Below are 16,476 nucleotides of genomic sequence, written 5' to 3'. Positions count from 1 at the left end.
CGGAGCGGGAAGGGTGAGGGTGAATGCAAGGATCGGGTGATCGCGCCGTTGGACGACCCTCACCCTCCCGCGCTTCGCGCGGGTCCCTCCCTCTCCCGGGACGGGAGAGGGGATTGGACGCGGGGGAAGGGCTGCCCATCCTCATTGCTCCTGCATCGCGTGCTGGAGGCCGTTGAGGACCGGCGAGAACACGTAATCGAGGATGGTGCGCCGCCCGGTCAGGATGCTGCAGGTCACGCGCACGCCGGGGAACAGCTCGTAGGTCTTGCCGCCGTAGTCGAAGCGGGTCACCGGCAGCTCAACGCGGACCTTGTAGTAGGACTGCTTGTTGGCATCGAGCAGCGTGTCGGGGCTGATCGTCCGCACCCGCCCCTCGATGTGGCCGAAGCGCGAGGCGTCGCCGCCGGCCAGGGTCACCACCACCGGCTGGTCGGGGCGGACATAGCCGATGTCCTGCACCGGCAGGCGGGCGTCCACCACCAGCTTGCCGTCGCGCGGCACCAGCTCCACCACCGTCTCGCCGGCCTTGACGACGGCGCCCTTGGTGGAGACGGCCAGCGTCTTCACGATGCCGTCCATGGGCGCGCGCAGGCTGCTGCGGTCCAGGCTGTCCTGATAGCGGGTCAGGCGCTGCGACAGCTCGTCGTGGTTGCGGCGGGCCTCGTCGAGGGCGTTGCGGCTCTCCTCCTCGTACTTGCGCCCGATCCACACCAGCTTGCTGCGCGCCTCGGCCAGTGCCGCCTCGGCCTGGGCCAGGGTGGCGCGGTCCTCGGCGATGGCGCTGCTGACGCGGGCGTCGTCGCGCAGCAGCTCCAGATGCTTCATGCGGTTGGTGATCTCGCGCTTCAGCAGGGTCTCGCTGATGGAAAGCTGCTCGCGGATCAGCCCTTGCGCCACTTGGGAGCCGCCGATGCGCGCCCGCACGGCGGCCACCTGCTGCTCGCGCTGGGCGATGTCCTGGCGCTGGATGTCGATGTCGGAGGCCAGCCGGTCGCGCCGGGCGCGGAACAGGTCGCGGGTCTGCGCCGCCAGATCGGGCCGCTCGCGCAGCAGCCGCTCGGGGAAGGCGATAGACTCGCGGCGCCCGACCTCCGCCTCCAGCCGCGCGGTGTCGGCGGAGAGCGAGCCGAGGCGCAGCTTCAGCTCCTCCAGGTCGGCGCGGATCTTGGTCTGGTCCAGCTCGACCAGCACTTGGCCCGCCGTGACCGAATCGCCCTCCTGAACCAGGATGTCGCGGACAATGCCGCCTTCGAAATGCTGGACCGACTGGTTGTAGGACAGCGGCACCACGTCGCCGGGGGCGCTGCTGGAGACGTTCAGCTCGGCGACGGCGGCCCAGCCGAGTGCCGCGAGGAAGGCGGCGATGCTGACGACGAACAGGCCGTCGCCGAAGCGGCTTTCCGTGTCCGTGGCATCGGTGCCCGCCAGGGTGACGGGGGCGGTCGCCGCGGCGGGCTTGCGGATCAGCAGGGGGAGCGGCTTCATGGCGTCACCAGTCCCGCCGCGTCGCGGACGGTCGCTCCGCCGTTCGGCTGGTCGAGGTCGAGCACCAGCGAGGCGCCCTGGAGGATGCGCGGGTCGTGGGAGGCGATGATCACCGTGTGGCCGCTCCGCGCCAGCTCGATCAGCGTGCGGTAGACGGTGGCGGTGCCGTCCGAGTCCAGCCCGTCGGTCGGCTCGTCGAGCAGGATTAGCCGCCCGCCGACCGCCAGGGCGCGGGCCAGCGCCAGCCGGCGGCGGTGGCCGGTCGGCAGCTCGTGCCCGAAGTTGCGCAGCGGCGTGTCGAGCCCCTGGGCGCAATCGGCCACCGTGCGGTCGGCCCCGGCGCGGTGCAGGACGGCGTGAAGCTCCGTCTCCGACAGGCGCGGGTTGGCGAGCAGCAGGTTCTCGCGGATGGTCCGGTTGAGGAACACCGGCTCCTGCGGCAGCAGCCCGATCTGCTGGCGCCACCACGAGGGAGCGAACTTGCGGATGTCCACCCCGTCGGCCAGCACGGCGCCCTCCTGCGGGTCGGCCAGACCGGCGATCAGGCGGATCAGCGTCGATTTGCCGGAGCCGTTGCGGCCTTTCAGCACCAGGATGTTGCCGGCGGGCACCGACAGGTTCAGGCGGCGCAGCAGCGGTGTGACGCCGCCCGGCGGGGTGAAGGTCAGGTCGCGCAGCTCCAGCGTCCCGGCGTAGCGGGGCAGGCTGGTGCCGCCGGTCGGCTCGACCGCGGTGCGGGCGAACTGCTCCAGCCGCGCCTGCGCCTGCCGGGCCATCGCCAGGGACTCGCCGATCTGGGCCAGCCGGGTGAAGGGGGCCAGCGCCCGCCCGACCAGCAGGTTGATGCCGATCAGCGACCCGACGTCCAGCTCGCCCCGCACCACCAGAACCGCGCCGGTGGCGATCACCGCCACGCCCTGGAGCGCCTGGAGGCTCTGCGCCGCCGATTGGGCGCGGCCCTGGCGCATCGACATGCGCTCGCGGACCACGCGCAGCGCCTTGGCCGCGCGCTGCCAGTCGCCGAGGAGCGGCTTGGCGCCGCCGAACAGGGCCGCCGCGTCGCGCCCGACGATGGCGGAGGTCACCAGCCCCTGGGCGTTGGCCCCGGCCTGGGCGAGATCGCGTCCGACCGCGCGCATGTCCGCCTGGGCCAGCAGCCCGGCGGCGATGGCCAGAAGCGTGAAGACGAGGCAGATCGCCGCCAGCGGCCAGGAGATCAGCGCCACCACGAGGATGAAGCCCAGCGCGAAGGGCAGGTCGAACAAAGTCGCCAGATTGGCGGAGCCCAGCGCGGAGTCGATCTGCTCCGGCGCCCGCATCGCCTCGCGCCGCGCGGCGTCGCCCTCCGCCGATCCCGCGCCGCTGCGCGCGGTCATCAGGATGCCGAAGGCCCCGGTGGTCAGCCGCTCGTGCTCGGCGCGCCCGATGCGCCCGGCGATGCCCAGCCGGACGTGGCGGAACAGGTGCTCGAAGGCAATGGACAGGACGACCCCGACGGTCAGCGCCGCCAGCGTGGAATCGACGCCGTGCGTCACGTACCGGTTCAGCACCAGCATCGTGTAGAAGGACGAGGCCAGCCCCAGCAGGTTCGCCGCCAGCGATGCCGCGAAGACGCGGGCGGTCAGCCGCAGGTTGGCGCGCAGCCGCAGAACCAGAAGCCCGATGGCGCCGCCCGTCATCGCTGCTCCCCCGTTCCGCGCTTGTTCAAATCGCGGCCCGGATCACGGAAAGCGCCGCGGCCCGGCGCGGTCAGCTTCGGCATCGGCTTGGTCTGGATGTCGGCGGCGTTCAGCCGGCCCATGGCGGCCAGCAGGCGGTAGCCGGCAAGCACAAGCTCCGTCTCCGCCGCCGCCGCGTCGCTGCGGGCGTTGATGAGGGTCGTCTCGCCCGACAGGATGTCGATCAGCGAGCGGGTGCCAAGCTCGCGCTCCGACCGGGCCACGTCGAGGAAACCGGCGGCGAGGCTCGCCTGATCGTTCAGCAACCGCACCTGGGCGCGGGCGCTCTCCAGCCGGTTCCAACTGTTGCGGACGGTTTCCAGCACCGTGCGCTCCTGGTCGGCCCAGGTGGCGTCGGCGGCGCGCAGGTCGGCCTCGGCCACACGGATGCTGTTGAGGGCGGTCAGGCCGGTGTTCAGAGAGAAGGTCACCTGAAGCTTGAACAGAAGCTCGTTCTGCCGCCCGGACTGGCCGGCGACGTCGCGCTTGACGTTGCGCTCCACGAAGCCGTCGATCCGGGGGTAGAGCGTCCGGCCACGCACCGACGACACCGCCTCCTGCGCCGCCGCGGCGGTCAGGGCAAGCTCCTGAAGGCGCGGGTTGTGACGGCGCGCCTCCTCCACCGCTGCGTCCATCGACGGGGGCAGGGTGGCGCGCGTCATCGCCAGGACCTGGGCGTTGCTCACCTGGAAGGGGACATGGCCGAAGAAGGCCTGGAAGCGGCTCAGCGCGTTCTGCGTCGCCTCTTCCGCCGCGACGCGGCGCGCCTGGGCGCCGGCCAACTGGCTCTTGGCCTGGAGAACGTCCGTGGAGAAGCCGAAGCCCTCCTGAAGGCGCACCTCCTCCAGCCCGGTCTGGCGGCGGATGTTGTCTTCCGACTGGCGCGCGAAGGCGAGCAACTGGTGGGAGCGGACGAGGCCGGCATAGGCGCCGAGCCCCTCCACCAGCAACTCCTGCCGGGTGCGTTCCACCGCGATGTCGGCGCGCACCAGCGTCACCTGCGCGCGCCGGATGTCGGCGTTGGTCGCGTCGAAGTCCCAGATCAACTGCGTCGCCCGCGCCGAGAACTGCGAGGCGTTCATGTCCGTGTTGGGCAGGCCGGCGGGCTTGGTGGTGCTCTCACGTCCCCCGTTGGCCGACAGGCTCAGCGTCGGGAACCAGCCGCCGTGGCTGACGCGCAGGGCGTTGCGGGCCGCGTCGGCGGCGGCCTCCGCTCCCCGCAGCCGGTCGTGGGTCTCCGTCGCCTTGCCGATCAGCGCTACCACGTCGTCACGCGGATTTGCAAGCAGCGGTTGTGGAGCGCCCGTCAGAAGTGGGAGCGCAGCCGTGGCGATAAGACAGAACTTGCGCATGAGGGTCCTGGAAACCGCTGCCCGTTTAAGCCGTTCGGCCTACAGCGAAGATGATCCTAATCGAGAATTCTCATATTCATTTAGGACAAAACAGTATCCAAATACCTAAAAATGCGTCGAATTCTGTCAATCCATCATGAACTTTCCGCACTGTGCACAATTGGTAAGGCGTGATTTGCAACCTCATGTGTGTCGGGGCTGTGAGCGATCGTCGTAAATTCCGCAAAGTACGTATTCATACCATTTTGCACAACCGGAATGGTGTCCGGCAATCCCAGCCCGGAGGAGAGAAGCGCCGCGAAGTCGAAGCGCCCCGGGTCGGCCTGCGGCGACGAGGTCAATGGTGTTTGGGCCAGCGGCTGGCTGTGCACCTGCGCCGCGGCGGCGGCCTGGACGTCGAAGGCGACGCCGGCCACCAGACGGCTGCTGCCGTCCGCCATGGTCATGCTGGTGGTGCCCAGGATGTCGTTCCCGGCCAGCGTCGTGTCGGTCGGGGTGGCCGAGGTGGCGATGGAGAGGATTCCCGCCTCGGTCAGAGTCCGCAGCTCGCCCGGCTGGCTCACCCCGTCGCCGTCGGCGTCCTGCCAGACCTGGAGCGTCGCGAAGCCCTCGTCCGCCGCGTCCAGCCGCCCATCATGGTTGGTGTCGAGCGAGGCGAGCGCGTCCAGGCTGCTGTTGAAGCCGCCACCGTTCGGCCCTGCGCCGAAATGCTCCGACACCAGCTCGCGCGCGTCGTCGATCCGTCCGTTCCGGTTGTCGTCCCGCACCAGCAGGGCGTTGCCCTTTCCGATCCAGCCGGTCCGGTCGGCGACGCCGTCTCCGCTCACGTCGAACAGCACGCCGTCCGCCAGCGCCCGCAGGGCCAGCCCGTCGCCGGTCATGTCCAGAACGATGGGATCGCTGGCGACGGTGGTCAGCTTAACGTTGTCGATGCGCAGGAACGGGTTGACGCTGTTGTCGCTGGTGTCGGAGGTGCCGAAGCCCAGCGACAGGGTGCTGTTGGCCGGGATCACCACGCTGAACTTGCCGCTGGCGCTGGCGCTCTTGGCGAGCAGCGTGACCGCGCCGTTGACGCTGACGAAAGCGAAATCGTGATAGCCGGGGTCGGAGAAGACGAAGGTCCAATCGAAGGTCAGGGTCGTGTCCTTCGTCACCGTCACGGCGCTCGTCAGCTTCATCGCGTGCCCGAAGGAGGGGACCGTCCCCGTCGCCGCGGCGATGGAGCCGTGGGCGAGGCCGAGGAAATCCTCGAGCTGCGTCGGCGTCCGCCCGCCCGCGGAGGTGAGCGTTCCCTCATTCCCGTCGCCCGTCGTGCCGACCGTGGCGCCGCCGGTGTAGCTCCAGCCGGTCAGCCCCTTGTCGAAGGTGCCGTTGGGGATCAGCACGCCGGGATGCAGCGTCACCGTGTCGCTGGCGGAGGAGAAGGCGCTGCCGGCCCCGAGGGTGACGGCCACCTTGGTCCCGGCGCTGCCCGTGGTCTGGTCCCAGGCGTGGATGGTCAGGGCGCCGTTGACGGTGGCCGGCACCGCGGCGTTGGGTTGGAAGTAGAGCCGGTCGGTGGCGCGCAGCAGAAGGGCGGAATCGCTGTCGTTGACCGCGCCGACGAGGCTCCAGGTCGCGCCGTTGTCGGTGGAGAACCACCAGCGGCCATAGGTCTCGTTGGTGCCGGTCAGGGCGATGCCGGTCACCGCGCCCGCGTCGGTGTCGGTGACGTTCGCGGGGCCGGCGCCGTTCAGCCCGACCAGCTTGGACACCGCGATTCCCGCCGTGCCGGCTTTGGGCGCGGCCAGGGCCTCCGCCGCCACGGTCACGTCGAGGTTGGTGTCCTTCAGGACCGGGGAGGCGTTCGGTGGCGCCACGGTGACGCCGATGGTGGCGCTGGCGGTCAGCGGCCCGCCGGTCCCGCCGTTGCCAAGGTCGTCCACGACGATCCGGATGGAGTCCGCCCCGGTGTAGGACGAGGCGGTGTAGAGAAGCCCGTTGGCGGCGGCGAGCAGCCCGTTGATGGTGGCCAGAGTCGCGCGGATGGTGACGCTGTCCGTTCCGTTGCCGGTGATGACCGTGTCCCACCCGGCGTTCGCCAGAGTCAGCGTGCCGTGGCCGGCGGTCAGCGTGACCAGCATCGGAAGCGCTCCGGCATCGATATCGGACACCGACAGGCCGGTGACCGCCACCGCCACGCCCTTCACCGTCGTCAGCGCCGCCGTGGCGGCGGTGACCTGCGGCGCGTCGTTGACGGGGGTGACGGTTCCGGTCAGGGAGACGGTTTCTGCGCTGTAGACCGTGCTGCCGCCGACGCCGTTCGTCAGGTTGACGCGGCCCCCGGTGACGACGGGCACGCCGCCGTCCTCGATCAGCCGGACGGTCAGGGCCGGGGTGGTGCCGTTCCGATCGGCGGCGGGAACGAAGCGGAGCATCGCGCTCGCCGCGACGATCAGCGCCGATCCTTCCGCCACGGCGCTCACGGACGTCCAGGCGGTGCCGGTCCAGTACTGCCATTGCCCCTGCGCTGCGGTCGCCATATTGCCGACGATGGCGACGCCCGCGAACCCGTTCGCGGTGGAACCGCCGTTCACCGCGTCCGCCGGGTCGGAGAACAGGGGACCGAACAGGGCGGCGACGGTGGTGCCCGCGGGGTTGACGGTGTCCTCCGCGATGGACGGCAGCGTGGCCGCCGTGCCGGTGGCGACCGGGGCGTCGTTGACGGCGGTGACGCTGCCCGTCAGAGCGATGGTGCCAGCGCTGTAGCGGGTGTCGCCGCCGACGCTCGTCGCGTCGATGCGCTCCCCGCTGGCGACCGGGCCTTGCGAGTTGTCGACCAGCCGGACGGTCAGGGCCGGAGTCGTCCCGTTCCAGTTGGCGGCGGGAACGAAGCGCAGCGCCGTGCTCGCCCCCAGCAGAAGGGCGTTGCCCCCGCTGACCGCACCGATCTCGGCCCAGCCGGTGCCGGTCCAGTACTGCCATTGTCCCTGCGCTGCGCCGGCGGCGTTGCCGACCACGGCCACACCGGCCAGCGCGTTCGCCGCCGACCCGCCGCCGACCGCGTCGGCGGCGTCGGAGAACAGGGGACCGAACAAGGTGGAGACGGTGGCGCCCGCCGGGTTGGCGGTGTCCTCCGCGACGGTCGGCAGGGTTGCCGCCGCACCGGTTGCAACCGGGGCGTCGTTGACGGCGGTGACGGTGGTGGTCAGGGCGACGGTGCCGGCGCTGTAGCGGCTGTCGCCGCCCACGCTTGTCAGGACGATCCGCCCGCCGCTGGTCACGGCCCCTTGCGAATCGTCGACCAGCCGGACGGTCAGAGCCGGCGTCGTGCCGTTCCAGTCGGCGGTGGGCAGGAAGCGCAGCGTGGCGTCGGCGGCCAGCAGAAGGGCGTTGCCGTCCGAGGCCGCACCAACGGCACCCCAGGCGGTGCCGGTCCAATACTGCCAGACGCCCTGCGCGGCGGTCGCGGCGTTGCCGACGACGGCGATCCCGGCGAAGCCGTTCGCCGGGGACCCGCCCGTCACGGCATCGGCGGCGTCGGAGAACAGGTGAGCGAACAGGCTCGTGACGCTGGCGCCCGAGGGGTTGGCGGTGTCCTCCGCGACGGCGGGCAAGGTGGCCGTCGTGCCGGTGGCGACGGGGGCGTCGTTGACCGCCGTGACGGTCCCGGTCAGCGCGATGGTTCCGGCGCTGTAGACCGTGCTGCCGCCGACTCCGGTGGTCAGGTCCACGCGGCCGCCGGTGACGAAGGCCGCACCGCCGTCCTCGACCAGCCGGACGGTCAGGGCCGGGGTGGTGCCGTTCCAGTTGGCGGCGGGCAGGAAGCGCAGCTTCGCGTCGGCGGCGAGGAGGAGAGCCGATCCCTCGGTCACGCTCTCCACGGCGGCCCAGGCCGTGCCGTTCCAATACTGCCAGACGCCTTGTGCCGCGGTCGCGGCGTTGCCGACGACGGCGATTCCGGCGAAGCCGTTCGCGGCAGACCCGCCGGTCACCGCATCGGCGGCGTCGGAGAACAGAGGCTCGAACAGGCCGGAAACCGTGGCCCCCGCCGGATCGGTCGTGTCCTCCGCAATGGCCGGCAGGGCAGCGGTCCCGCCGATGGCGACCGGCGCGTCGTTGACGGCGCCGACGGGGGTGGTCAGGGCGACGGTGCCGGCGCTGTAGCGGCTGTCGCCGCCCACCGTCATCGTGTCCGCCCACCCGCCGGTGATGACCGACCCTTGGGAATCGTCGATCAGCCGCACCACGAGGTTCGGCGGTACGCCGTTCCAGTCGGCTGCGGGAAGGAAACGGAGCTTCGCATCGGCGGCCAGCAGCAGCGCGTTGCCGTCCGACACCGCACCAATCGCGGTCCAGCCGGTGCCGGTCCAGTACTGCCATTGCCCCTGGGCGGCGGTCGCCGCGTTGCCGACGATGGCGACGCCCGCGAAGCCGTTGGCGGCGGAACCACCGTTCACCGCGTCCGCCGGGTCGGAGAACAGGGGACCGAACAGGGCGGCGACGGTGGTGCCCGCAGGGTTGGCGGTGTCCTCCGCGATGGACGGCAGCGTGGCCGCCGTGCCGGTGGCGACCGGGGCGTCGTTGACGGCGGTGACGGTGGTGGTCAGGGCGACGGTGCCGGCGCTGTAGCGGCTGTCGCCGCCCACGCTTGTCAGGACGATCCGTCCGCCGCTGGTCACGGCCCCTTGCGAATCGTCGACCAGCCGGACGGTCAGAGCCGGCGTCGTGCCGTTCCAGTCGGCGGTGGGCAGGAAGCGCAGCGTGGCGTCGGCGGCCAGCAGAAGGGCGTTGCCGTCCGAGGCCGCACCAACGGCACCCCAGGCGGTGCCGGTCCAATACTGCCAGACGCCCTGCGCGGCGGTCGCGGCGTTGCCGACGACGGCGATCCCGGCGAAGCCGTTCGCCGGGGACCCGCCCGTCACGGCATCGGCGGCGTCGGAGAACAGGTGAGCGAACAGGCTCGTGACGCTGGCGCCCGAGGGGTTGGCGGCGTCCTCCGCGACCGCAGGCAGGAGTGCGGTCGTTCCGGTGGCAACCGGAGCGTCGTTGACCGCTGTGACGGTCCCGGTCAACACGACGATCCCGGCGCTGTAGACGGTGCTGCCGCCGGCTCCGGTGGTCAGGTCCACGCGGTCTCCGGTGACGATGGCCGCACCGCCGTCCTCGACCAGCCGGACGCTCAGGGCCGGGGTGGTGCCGTTCCAGTCGGCGGCGGGCAGGAAGCGCAGCTTGGCGTCGGCGGCGAGGAGGAGAGCCGATCCCTCCGCGACGTCTCCCACGGCGGTCCAGGCCGTGCCGGACCAATATTGCCATTGCCCCTGCGCCGCGGCCGCCGCGTTGGCGACGACCGCCACCCCGGCGAAGCCGTTGCCGGCGGAGCCGAACACCGCGTCGGTCGGGTCGGAGAACAGCCCGCCGAACAGCGACGCCACGCTGGCGCCCGCCGGGTCGGCGCCGTCTTCCTCAACAGCGCCCAGGACCGCCTGAGTGCCGGTCGCCACCGGGGCGCCGTTCACCGGGGTCACCTCCAGCGACAGCCGGGCGACATCCGCCGACAGGGGGGTGGTTCCCCCAACGGCGGCCAGCGTGAACAGCCGGTCCCCGGCGCCGCTGAAGCCCTCGGTCCACTCGTCGTTCACCGCCCGCAGCCCGAGCGACGGCGCCGTTCCGAAGGCCCCGGCGGCGGGCATGAAGCGCAGCAAGGCGCTGCCCGGAAGCAGGAGCGCCGCGCCGTCGGCGACCGCGCCCACCGCCAGCCAGCCACCGCCGTCCACGCTGTACTGCCAGACGCCGAGCGGGGAGTCCGGGTTCGCCACCACGGCGATGCCGACCACGCGGCTTCCGGCCTCGCCGGGCTGGAACATCGCCTCGATCAGGTGGAAGACGGCGAAACCGGCGGGCGCTGCGGTGCCCTCGGCGATCGCCAGCGCCTTCGCGAGGGCCGCCGCGTCGAACGTCGCCGAGAGGATGGGGGCCGCCGCGTGGTGCGGGGGCGGAGTGGCGGGAGTGGCCGGAACGACCGTAGGGGTGGCCGGGGGAGTGGCCGGAGGCTGGATGGAGTCCGCCTTCTCGATGGCGCGGGCCACCTGCTGCTGGGTTTGCGCGGCGACGGCGAAGGGGTCGCTCGTCAGCGCCTTGGTGACCCCCGGGGCGGCGGCGGGCGCGGTGCTTGCCGGCGATGCGGGGGGCGGAGCGCTCTGCACGGCGGCGTCGGCGCCCTTGCCGGTGCCCGGCGCGTCGAAGCTGATCGCCGTGAGAGCGGGTTCGGCAGTCCCGGCGGGTTTGGCCGGGGCGGGAGACGCCTCGCCGTCCGCGGGCTCCCCATCGGAGGAGGCTTCGGCAGCGGCCTTGCCGTCCGCTTCGCCCTTCGCGTCCTCCTTTGCGCCGTCTTCCTTTGCGCCGTCCTTCTCGGCCTCGCCCTCTTCCTTCCCCTCTTCCTTGCCTTCCGCCGCGGTGGCGTCGGCCACCTGCCCGGTGGGCTCGCCGTCCGGGTTCTCAGCCTTCCGAGCGGCCTCCGCACCGCCATCCCCGGACTGTTCCCCTCCGGTCGCCGGAGTGGCGAGATCGGCCAGGGCCTTGTTCTCGGCGGAGACGGGAACTTCGCTGCTCCGGGCGTTCTGCTGCACCGTGTCCGCGCTCTGGCGGGCGGCGGCGAGCGCCTGTCCGGGCGCCCGCCCGTCCGCCAGCGCCTGCCCCAGCGCGGCGTTGAAGGCCGCCCCGGAGCCGCCCAGCGCCTGGACCGCCTGCTGCACGTTTTGCCCGCTGGCGAGCGCCGCGATCAGCCCGTCGCTCTTCACGCCCTTCGCCGTTTCCGCGGACAGGGTCATCGCCGTGGACACGGTCTGCTGCGCCGATCCCAGCGCGCCGGACATCTCCTGGCCGGTGGACAAGGCCCGTCCCAGGGCCTCGCCGAACCCGCCGGAGGCCGCACCGTCGAGCCCGGCGGCGGCGGCGAAGGTCTTGAGGGTCGCCGCCACATTCTGGCCGGACGACAGCGACGCGACCAGCGCGTCCGCAGGTTTCGGCGGCACCATGGCGGCGTCCTGCCGGGCCGCCATCTCCGTCTGCGCCTTGGCTGACGCGCCGAGCGCCGCGTCGGGTGGCGCGCCCTGCGCCAGCGCGTCGTTCAGAACGCTGGCGAAGGCGGGATCGCCACCCAGGGCGCCGCCCGCCGCGTCGGTCCTGCCGGACGCGAGGGCGCCGAGCATCCGCGCGCCGTCGGTCTGCTCGACCGTGATGGAGGTTGCCTGAACGCCGCTCGCGGCGCTCTGCGTCTGCGCGGCGGCAACGGCGCTGCCGGTGTCGGCGCCGCTGGACAGGGCCTGTTCCAAAGCCTCGGCGAAGGCGCCGCCCTGGCCGGGGCCGAGCGCCTCGACCGCGTCCCCCACCCCCACCCCGGACGCGAGCGCCGCGGCGAGCTTGTCCGACGGCGAAGCGGGTGCCGTTTCCGGCATCGCGGGGGGGTGAGGCGGGGCGGTCAAAGCCTGCGACAAGGCCGCGATCGGGTCCGCGGAATCCGCCGGGCGGGCCAGCGGGTCCATCACGCCGCTGAACAGCGCCGCCGACAGGTCGGAGCCCACCTCGACTCCCTGCCCCTGGGCGAGGGCGACGGCCAAGCGCTGCTCCCCGGTCAGCGCCGCCGTTTCCTGCGCGGCCTCGGCCATGCGCGCCGCCGCTCCGGCGGCGATCCGGCTCGCCTGCGCGATGGCGGTGTCGGGCGTGGCGCTGGCGCCGATCCCCGCCGCGACGTCGCGCATCCAGCCGTCCGCCACCGTGCCCGCGGCGGCTCCCGGCAGACCCTGGCCGGTCAGCGCCGCCGCCAGCTTCTCCTGCACGGCCTTCAGCGCGCCGGCATCGCCGCCCAGCAGCACCGCCGCCGCTTCGGACGCGAGGGCGTCGGGAATGGTCAGAAGCGGGGCGGTGGCGTCCAGGGTGTCAGGCATATCGGCCCTCTCGCCATCGCGGCGGTCGCGTATCGGGGAAACCGATTCCAGAGTGATTTGCTGAATAAATTCTGAACAGGGTAAATATTTTTGTCGGCGAAGGGACGCTTTTATTCCAGATCGCGAGCGGACGGCAACGCATCGTCCATGGAACGCTGATGGTTATTCATATGAGCGCAAGGTCATGCAGGCGGCAATTGTCTGACTGATTGAAAGCCCTTCTTGTTGGTTGTGTGGCCGCCTTCGCGCCCGGCCCCAAGGGGGCAAGGGCAACCGCGGCACCGGGAGACCGTACCAAAAAGGTGCTGTTGCCCTCTTGCGGAACCAATCGTCCGATGATTAGAATGAGAATCATTCGCATCACGACGATCAGCGCAAATGTTCGGTTTGACGGAACGGACAGGGTGCCGGTCGCTGGCGCTGCGCCAGAAATACATCTTTTGGTAGAGGATACGGCACAATGTCACAATCTTGCGGCAAGGACGCTCCGCGCCAAACCGCCCGCCGCGGCACCACCGGTTCCGCGCCCGCCAATTCCGCGCCCGAATCCGCCACGCCGGGCCTGCGTCCGGTCGCCATGGCCGTTTGCCTTGCCGGTGCCGTCCTGGCCGGCGGCCTTCCGTTCGCTCCGGCGGCTCACGCCCAGACGGCGGCGGCGCGCACGGTGAACGCCGACGTGCCGCCCGGCCCCCTGGACGCCGCGCTGCGGAGCTTCGCCGCCCAGGCCGGTGTCGCCGTCGCGGTCGACGCGGAGCAGGTGCGTGGCAAGACCTCCCCAGGGGTGCGCGGGGCGACGACGGTCGAGGACGGCTTTCGTCGGCTGCTGGACGGCAGCGGCCATCAGATCGCGCGCACGTCCTCGGGTTACGCCCTGGTGGCGCCGGGTGCCGCACCGGTCGCCGATGCCCCGCCCGGCGTGACGGTCCTGCCGTCCGTCCAGGTGTCGGCCAACGCCGGAGCGCTGCCGGGCGAGCCGCCGCCGCCCTATGCCGGCGGTCAGGTGGCGCGCGGAGGAACGCTGGGCCTGCTGGGCACGAAGAACACGCTCGACACGCCGTTCAGCACGACCAACTACACGTCCGAGCTGATCGAGAACCAGCAGGCGCGCACGGCGGCGGACACGCTGGTCAACGACGCCTCGGTGCGCACGACCACCGGCAGCAACGGCTTCGACGACACCTTCCAGATCCGCGGCTTCGCCGTTCCGTCCGGCGATGTCGGCTTCAACGGCATGTACGGTCTGGTGTCCTCCAACCGCGTGCCCTCGCAGATCATCGAGCGGATCGAGCTGCTGAAGGGGCCGGGCGCGCTGATGAACGGCATCGCCCCCGGTGGCAGCATCGGCGGCGGCATCAACATCCTCAGCAAGCGGGCCGCCGACCAGCCGCTGACCCGCGTGACCGGGCTCTACCAGAGCGACGCCAATTTCGGCGTCCATGTCGACGCCGGGCGCCGCTTCGGCGAGAACAACGCCTGGGGCGTGCGCTTCAACGGCCTGCTGCGCGGCGGCGAAGGCTCCATCGAGGACGGCGACGTCAAGACCGGCCTCGGCGCGCTGGCCGTGGATTACCGGGGCGAACGGCTGCGCTGGTCGCTCGACGGCATCATCCAGCGCGACGACACCGACAACTTCCGCCCGCAGATCAGCATCCTCCCCACGACGACGGCCATCCCGTCCCCGCCCGGCGCGCGGAGCAACTGGTACCCGGACACGACGCTGGTCCAGAAGGACAAGACCATCGCGTCGAACGTCGAGTTCGACGTGACGGACTGGCTGACCGCCTATGCGGGCATCGGCTACCGGGACGGCACGAACGAGCAGATCTTCCCGGTGTCCGGCCCCGCCGTGAACGCGCTCGGCAACTTCTCGGTCCGCAATTCCTACTACGACTCCTACAGCGAGACGGTCAGCGGCACGGTCGGCACGCGCCTGCGCTTCGCGACGGGACCCGTCGGCCATCAGCTCAACATCGGCTTCACGGGCTTCCAGCGGGAGGAAGGCAACGCCTACATCCAATCCGCCGGAACGGTCGCGTCGAACATCTACAACCCGTCGCCGCTGCCCGTCATCACGGCGCCGCGCACCGATCCGCGCAAGTCGGCGGAGACGACGCTCAGCAGCATCGCGGTGGCCGACACGCTGTCCTTCGTCGACGACCGCATCCTGCTGACGCTCGGCGTGCGCGACCAGACCGTGCAGGTGAAGGGCTACAGCACGGCGACCGGCGCGCAGACCAGCAACTACAAGTCCAGCGCCACGACGCCGCTCGCCGGGCTGGTCGTGAAGCCGCTGGAGAACGTCTCGGTCTACGGCAACTACGCCGAGGGCCTGACGCGCGGCACCATCGTCGGACCCGGCTACGCCAACACCGGCGCGGTGCTGGCCCCGTACAAGTCGAAGCAGTATGAGGGCGGCGTCAAGGTCGATTGGGGCACCGTCACGACCACCGCGGCGGTCTTCCAGCTCTCCCGTCCGAACTCGATCCGCACGGCCTCCAACACGCTGGCCTACGACGGCGAGCAGCGCAACCGCGGCCTGGAACTGTCCGCCTACGGCGAGATCGTGACCGGCCTGCGCGGCATGGCCAGCGCGCTGTTCCTGAAGCCGGAGCTGACGCGCACCGCCGTCGCGGCGGAGCAGGGAAACGACGCCGCCGGCGTGCCGGACAAGAGCTTCTCCGCCAGCCTGGACTGGGACACGCCGTGGGTCGAGGGCCTCGCCGTCAACGGGCGGGTGATCTACACGTCCGGCTCGTACCTGACCGCGGCCAACACGTTGCGCTTCGACGGCTGGACCCGCTTCGACATCGGCGCCCGCTACAGCACCGAGGTGTCGGGCAAGCCCGTCACGCTGCGCGCCAGCGTCGAGAACGTCTTCGACAAGGACTACTGGCTGACCACCGGCACCTACGTGACCGTCGGTTCGCCGCGGACCTTCCTGCTGTCCGCCTCCGCCGATTTCTGATCCCTCATCCTTCAGGACACCATCATGAACACACTGACCCTTGCCCTGGTGGCCGCCCTGGGCTTCGCCATTCCCGCCCAGGCCCACCAGATCTGGATCGAGCAGCCCGGCCAGGGCAACGCGACCATCCGCTTCGGGGAATTCGGCGAGAACCTGCGCGAAGCGTCGCCGGGCCTTCTCGACAAGTTCGTCAAGCCGGCGGGCACCCTCCTCTCCGCCAAGGGCGAACAGAAGGCCGACGCCGCCAAGACCGCGGACGGCTTCGCACTGCCCTTCAAGGCCGCGGCCGGCGAGAGCATCGTCGCCGAGGACGCCCACTACCCGCTCTACACATGGAAGCAGGGCGACAAGGAAACCACCAACCGGTACCACCCCGCCGCACGCCTGATCACCGGCTTCGCCGAGCAGGCGCCGAAGCTTGCGCTTGATCTGGTGCCGACCGGCAAGCCCGGCCAGTTCAAGCTGGTCTTCCAAGGCCAGCCCAAGGCCAAGACCAAGGTGGCCCTGGTCACCCAATCCGGCTGGGCCAAGGAGGAGCACACCGACGAGCAGGGGCTGGTCACCTTCGACATGCCCTGGAAGGGCACCTATGTGGCCGAGGTCAGCCTCAACGAGCGCACCCCCGGCGAGCGCCAGGGCGCCAGCGGCACCGAAAAGTACGACGGCGTCAGCTACGTCACCACGGTGACCTACGTCCACCCCGACGGGCTGGAGCCGATCCCCGCGGGTCCGGCGGCGGCTCCCAACAAGTGATCGCCGTGGCCGGTTGGGTCCACCGGTTTGGCCCGCTCGCGTCGCGCATAGCCGCCGCCCTGTTCGGCGGCTATGCGCTGGCAGCGCTCGCCAGCGTGGCGGTGCTGGCGCTTCCCATGAGCAAGCCGCCGGCGGTGCTCACCGGCCAGTTGGCGAGCTTCGTGATCTACGCCGGTGCCGTGATCTGGGTCTTCGCGGTCCGCAGCGCCCTTCGCGCCTGGGCGGGCCTGCTTGTCGTGGCAGCACCGCTCGCGCTGGCGGCGTGGTCGGTCTGGTGA

General features: G+C 71.3%; 7 protein-coding genes. 3 read left to right on the top strand and 4 right to left on the bottom strand.

The window, feature by feature from the left end; translation table 11 throughout:
- Positions 1 to 141 precede the first annotated feature (141 nt).
- The 4 genes from DS843_RS07905 to DS843_RS31530 all read right to left on the bottom strand — a co-directional run bounded on the left by DS843_RS07905 (position 142) and on the right by DS843_RS31530 (position 12,480).
- Entirely contained in the window at positions 142 to 1,485 is a 1,344-nt protein-coding gene (locus DS843_RS07905; protein ID WP_149468329.1) for an HlyD family type I secretion periplasmic adaptor subunit, read from the bottom strand.
- Complete coding sequence (locus tag DS843_RS07900) at positions 1,482 to 3,164, bottom strand: ATP-binding cassette domain-containing protein (RefSeq protein WP_149468328.1); 1,683 nt, start codon at positions 3,162 to 3,164, stop codon at positions 1,482 to 1,484. The genes DS843_RS07905 and DS843_RS07900 overlap by 4 nt, the downstream gene beginning before the upstream one ends.
- Complete coding sequence (locus DS843_RS07895; RefSeq protein ID WP_286191993.1) at positions 3,161 to 4,468, bottom strand: TolC family protein; 1,308 nt, start codon at positions 4,466 to 4,468, stop codon at positions 3,161 to 3,163. The genes DS843_RS07900 and DS843_RS07895 overlap by 4 nt, the downstream gene beginning before the upstream one ends.
- A 221-nt stretch (positions 4,469 to 4,689) precedes the next feature.
- On the bottom strand, positions 4,690 to 12,480 hold the full coding sequence (locus DS843_RS31530; RefSeq protein ID WP_208852204.1) for an ICP22 family protein: 7,791 nt from the start codon (positions 12,478 to 12,480) through the stop codon (positions 4,690 to 4,692).
- A 460-nt stretch (positions 12,481 to 12,940) separates the two neighbouring features.
- On the opposite strand from DS843_RS31530, the gene DS843_RS07880 reads away from it, so the two are divergent.
- From DS843_RS07880 to DS843_RS07870, 3 genes are read left to right on the top strand one after another with little or no spacing between them, the layout of a single operon-like run.
- Positions 12,941 to 15,445 carry a TonB-dependent receptor gene (locus DS843_RS07880; RefSeq protein WP_286191992.1) on the top strand — a complete coding sequence of 835 codons (2,505 nt, stop codon included), beginning with the start codon at positions 12,941 to 12,943 and terminating at the stop codon, positions 15,443 to 15,445.
- A gap of 24 nt (positions 15,446 to 15,469) precedes the next feature.
- Positions 15,470 to 16,198 (top strand): DUF4198 domain-containing protein, encoded by a 729-nt coding sequence (locus DS843_RS07875; RefSeq protein WP_149468327.1) that lies wholly within the window; start codon positions 15,470 to 15,472, stop codon positions 16,196 to 16,198.
- On the top strand, positions 16,195 to 16,476 hold the full coding sequence (locus tag DS843_RS07870; protein ID WP_149468326.1) for a DUF3649 domain-containing protein: 282 nt from the start codon (positions 16,195 to 16,197) through the stop codon (positions 16,474 to 16,476). Before DS843_RS07875 ends, DS843_RS07870 begins: the two co-directional genes overlap by 4 nt.

Source organism: Roseomonas genomospecies 6, from assembly GCF_008365375.1.
Classification (GTDB): Bacteria; Pseudomonadota; Alphaproteobacteria; order Azospirillales; family Azospirillaceae; genus Azospirillum.
The sequence above is the reverse complement of the archived record's forward strand: the minus strand, read 5'-3'. Positions and strand labels throughout refer to the sequence as shown.